3 protein-coding genes are annotated in these 5,164 nt (G+C 51.3%); all 3 read right to left on the reverse strand.

Annotation, left to right across the window (positions count from 1 at the left end):
• Nucleotides 1-46: 46 nt before the first annotated feature.
• Nucleotides 47-2,968, reverse strand: a complete 2,922-nt coding sequence (locus tag KQI83_RS09020; RefSeq protein WP_186833406.1) for an alpha-amylase family glycosyl hydrolase — start codon at nt 2,966-2,968, stop codon at nt 47-49.
• Nucleotides 2,969-2,997: 29 nt separating this feature from the next.
• Nucleotides 2,998-4,242, reverse strand: a complete 1,245-nt coding sequence (locus KQI83_RS09025) for an AI-2E family transporter (RefSeq protein ID WP_186833407.1) — start codon at nt 4,240-4,242, stop codon at nt 2,998-3,000.
• 142 nt (nt 4,243-4,384) lie between these two features.
• The gene (locus KQI83_RS09030) at nt 4,385-5,044 is read right to left on the reverse strand and encodes a helix-hairpin-helix domain-containing protein (RefSeq protein WP_253295566.1); all 660 of its coding nucleotides are present in this window, start codon (nt 5,042-5,044) and stop codon (nt 4,385-4,387) included.
• Between the last annotated feature and the right edge of the window lie 120 nt (nt 5,045-5,164).

The raw sequence follows: 5,164 nt of genomic DNA on the forward strand, positions 1-5,164 counted from the left end.
ACAGCCCCTTTGGCTTATTCAGTTAAGTTGATCGATCAAATCGGACTTAGGAATTCCAGCCGGTGACCAGATAGTGACCCTGGCTGTTCTTGGTGCCGTCCATCCAGTAGCCTTCATAAGTACCGAAATCAGTGATGTCCTCAGTCTGAGCGCCGTTACCGTTGTTCAGGATAACGCCGACAGCGCCTTCGGGAACAGTACATCTGAACTGGGTCTCGCCATAGCCGTTTGTGATGGTCTCAGCCTGAGCAGCACCCGGCCACTCACCGCACAGGGCGGTACCGTTAGCGTCCCAAGCATAGACATACGCGCTGCCCCAACCGAAGTTATCGGTAAGCAGGAAGGTGATCGGGCCGTCCGGAGTAGTAGGCTCAGGAGCCTCGGTGGGATCGGGCTGAGGAGCGGTTGTGGGCTGCGGTGCAGAAGTAGGTGTAGGAGCGGTTGTGGGTGTGGGAGCGTCGCCCTCTACATAGAAGATCTCATTAACATGATACGGATTACCGATACCGGCTAAGAAACGCTGGAGAAGAGTGGTATCGGTCGATTCAACATTACCGCTGCTGTCGATATCAGCTGCCAGAACGCCGTCAGCGGTCAGCTTCTTGACGTTTGCCAGATGGCGCTGCATCATGGTAGCATCGAGGATAGAAACGATGGTATCCTGATCTGCGTCGCCGCGGAGGATCGGTCTGCCAACGGGCTTTTCGGTGGGCTTCTCGGTAGGAGCCTGAGTAGGATCATCAGCGCCCGCGGTCAGAGAAGTGTCAGCGTTGGTCAGAGTCGCAACGGGATAATCACCGTAATCCTCAAAGCGGAGGTCACGCAGGATCATCGAACCGACGAGCTCATAACCGCCGTTCTCACGGTTGGAAGCGCTGTTAGCTGAACCGAAGTTGACAACCGTCTCGGGCATGGTACGGCCGCAGTAGCCGCCGCACTCGTTAAAGCTGTGGAACAGGTGGCAGCGTCCATAAGCGTCCATATGTGACTTATCGGTATACTGAGAACCGATGTAGCCCTCGTTGAACTTGACGTACTTGGTGTTTGCGGGAACAGTGAACGAATAGAGATTCGACTGACCGGAAACGGGAGTCAGCTTGTTGGAATCATAGGAACCGATCTTGGTGGAGGGAGCAACGCCGGTTTTGCACAGGACAAAGATACCGACGGTTTGCTGACCGGAAGTATTCTCATACGGCCACTTCATGACGCTGTTATCGAAGTAGACCTTCTTGGTCTCGTTCGCGTCCTTCTTCTTGATGTTATAGGTGCGGGATACGGTCTTACTGCCGTTGGTAGCAGTTACCGTGATATCGACACTCTTGCCGTAAGGAATGGTGCTCTTGAGAGTGAAGGTCTTGGAAGCGTCGGTAACGGTCTTGGCAGCGAGGTTGGAAACCTTGATGTCATAAGAAGTAGCGTTCTTGACGTCGACCTTGATGGTAGCCTCAGCGTCGGTGTAACGGCTGAGAACCTCGGGAGTCAGCTCAACATTGTTCAAAGAGAGCTTGATCTCGGGTGCGGAATTGTCGGCAGTGGTGTTGTAAATGACCGCAACGCCGGTAGAACCGATGTTACCGCTGATAGTACCATTGGATACGGTGAATTTGTTACCGGAAACCTGATCGGTATAAGTGCCGTTTGCCATAGAGCAAGACTTGCTGACAGAGCCGGCAGAACCGTTCAGGTCAACGATCAGCATACCGGTGGTGCCACGCTGTACAAACAGCTTGGAGCCATCTGCGGTGACGTTCTCATCCTGGCCTGCAAAAGCGTTCTTGAAGTGGTTGACCGCAACGACAGTCGGGTCTTTCCATGTCTCGGCAGAACCGGGAGCACCCATCAGATCATCGTACTTGATGAAGCCGGGAGAATCAAGCTGCTCGTGCTTGGGACGGATGAAGAACAGTGCGGGAGCGTCTTTACGGGCGCCGATGGCAGCCCAACCGAGGATCTGCTGCTTCTTGGTCAGACCGGTGGAAGCCTGTGAGCAGAAGTTATCGTGAGACTCAACCCACAGTACGTTCTGATTCTTGGAAGAACCGGAGAAACCGTAGTTGATCAGGCTGTTGGCGTTCTTGTTGCTCAGCGCGCCGCGAACAGTGTTACCATACGCAAAGTCAGTAACGTTCATGTACGGTGTATAAGCGGAAATACTGAACTTACCTGCGGGATCAAGGATCTCACCGTAGATATAAGAGTTGGAGTTCTTTGCTTTGATCGCGCTGGTGACGGTGGGCCAATAGTCGGAAGCGAGATTACCGTCGGAAGGAGTCTCGATGTGCTTCGCGGCGTCAAAACGGAAGCCGTCAACGCCCATGTCGGACAACGGATTCAGCAGGCTGCTGATGACATAGTTCTGATAAGACTTGTTGCTTGTGTTCAGATCGGGAAGCTGACCGTCGAGGTCGTTCTGAACCTGATTCTGGCGGGAGTTGTCGTTGGCGATGTTCGAATGGTCGAGCAGATTGGAACGACGGGTGTAGCTTTTAAGAGTGGAATTGACGGCAGTGGTGTCAACTCTCTTCTCGCAGTTCTGTACATGGTTGGTAACGACGTCGGCAATAACCTTTACGCCGTAGCTGTGAAGAACAGAAGTAGCTTCTTCTACTTCTGCGGCGGTACCGAGAGCGTTACCGATCGACATATCTCTGGGCTGATAGAAAGACCACCAGTCAGTCGCGTAAGAGCCATCGTTAACGGTAGCCTTCGTGTACTGAACCGGAGAGATCTGAACGGTGGTATAACCCGCGGCGGCGATTTCGGGAGCATACTTCACGAGATCGCGCATGCGCCAGTTGAACGCGTGCAGGATATTACCGCTCTGGATGTTGGGCGCAAGAGCATAGTCCTGAGATGCGGTCGCGGCGGCATCCTTATCGGCAGCAGAGAAAGTGCCGGGGATGATCGCGACAGTCAGCATCATGACAAGGACCATGATCAAGCTAACTACTTTTTTCATTTGCATTTTTAAAACCTCCTAATTAAACAAATTCTTCATTTGCCTTTTTTATTGTTAAACAGCTCGGACGCTTTATCGAGGAGTGAAGGCTCCTTGGATTTGGGCTTTTGCGTATCCTCGGGATAATCCTCAACGACCTCGGGTGCAACGTCGTTCGCTGATAGTTGCTTTTTCTTCAAACGTCTTTGGGCGCCTTCTTCGACCAGCGTATAGATCGCCGCAAAGATCGGAACACCGAGCAGCATACCGGGCAATCCGAACAATCCGCCGCCGACGATAACGGATACCATGATCCAGAAGCCGGAGATTCCGACCGTCTCGCCGAGGATCTTGGGACCTAAGATGTTGCCGTCGAACTGCTGTAACACGATGATGAATACAACAAATCCGAGCGCCTCCATCGGGTTGATGATCAACAGCAGGAAGGTGGTTGGAATCGCGCCGATGATAGGTCCGAAGAACGGAATCAGATTGAACACGCCGATGATCACGCTGATCAAAAGCGGATAATGGAAACGGAAGATCGAAAGGCCGATAAAGCACATCAGTCCGATGATCATCGAATCGATGATCTTTCCGACGATGAAACGACCGCATTTTTTGTTGAACACTTCGCCGATCTTGAACAGCCTTTTATAGAACTTTTTCGGTGTATAAGCGACGACCACGATCTTGAACTGACGGATCAGGCGTTCCTTGCTCGACAGCAGATAGATCGAGATGATGATACCGATGATCCAATTGTACAGTCCGGCTCCGATACCGAGTACGGTATTGAAAGCGGAGGGCAGTACATTGGTCACGATATTTTTGATGAACTCGGTCGTATCGCTGCCGGTGACGATCGAGATCAGGTTGTTGTAGTTATCATAATCATACAGATTATAACCGGTCAGATTCTTGATGAAATCGACCGCATTGTCGGAAGCCGACCTTAGCGCCTTTTCATACGCGGGGATGTTATCGATCAGCGTAGAAACGCTGGATGAAAGCTCCGGGATCAGGGTACCCACCAAAAAAGCCACGATGCCGAATACGATGGTGTAAGCGAGAAATAAGGACAGCGGCTTTTTGACCTTTTTCAACCAAGGGTGCTTGGTTCCCATATTTTTGAACGCGTGATCGCGAAACGCCTTGTAGGGATAGTTCAGCAGGTAGGCGATCACCAATCCGTACATGACCGGTGATAAAACCGTGAAGATCGTTTTCAGTACGGAAAAAACGTCGTTGATGTGGATGAAAAAGAATATAAGCAGCGTTGTATATAGTATCACTATCATTATATTCTTTATTTTAGGATTTTTCAATACATCACCCCAAATTTAACAACATTTTTCGAAATCGCACAACGTTCACTTGATCCTGCCGTGATATCACTGTATGAATTGTATAAGCAAATAGAATTCATGCTATCGGTTTCGATCAAAAAAGACTCATTTGCGCTGTTTCGGGAAGGTCACCGAACGCGCCGCATTCCTTGAGCGTTTCGATGACAGCCTTACTGACCTTGGCGCGGGTGATCACATCTTCGATACAGAGATACTCTCCCTTCTTTGCGGCTTCGGCAAGCGAGAACGCCGCGCTCTCCCCTACTCCGGTGAGTGAGCAGAACGGCAGACGGATCCTGCCATCTTCAATCACGAACTTCTTCGCTTCACTTTTGTAGATGTCGACGGGCAGTACCTCGATACCGCGCGCGAGCATCTCGTTCATGATCTGGAGCATCGGAACCTCAGCCTTATCCTTCGCGGATGCTTCAAAGCCCTTTTCTTCGATACTTTTGATCTTATTGCGTACCGCGTCACGGCCCTTGAGCAGCGTCGCGCCGTCAAAGTTATCATTACGAACGGTAAAATACGCCGCGTAGAATTCGATCGGTTTATGTACCTTGTACCATCCGAGCCTCAGTGCCGAGATCATATAGGCGGCGGCGTGTGCCTTCGGGAACATGTACTTGATCTTCATACAGGAGTCGATATACCACTGGGGCACATCATGCTCCTTCATCGCGTTCAGATGCTCCTCGGTGAGCAGCTTGGTGGATTTACCCTTACGCACGATCTCCATGATCTTGAACGCCATCGAGGGATCAAGCCCCTTATGCATCAAATAGGTCATGATCGAGTCACGCGTACCGATGACCTCGGAGATGGTGCAGGTGCCGTCTTGATCAGATCGGCGCGCTGTCTCTTATACACATCT

Source organism: Roseburia sp. MSJ-14, assembly GCF_018918225.1.
GTDB lineage: Bacteria > Bacillota > Clostridia > Lachnospirales > Lachnospiraceae > Petralouisia.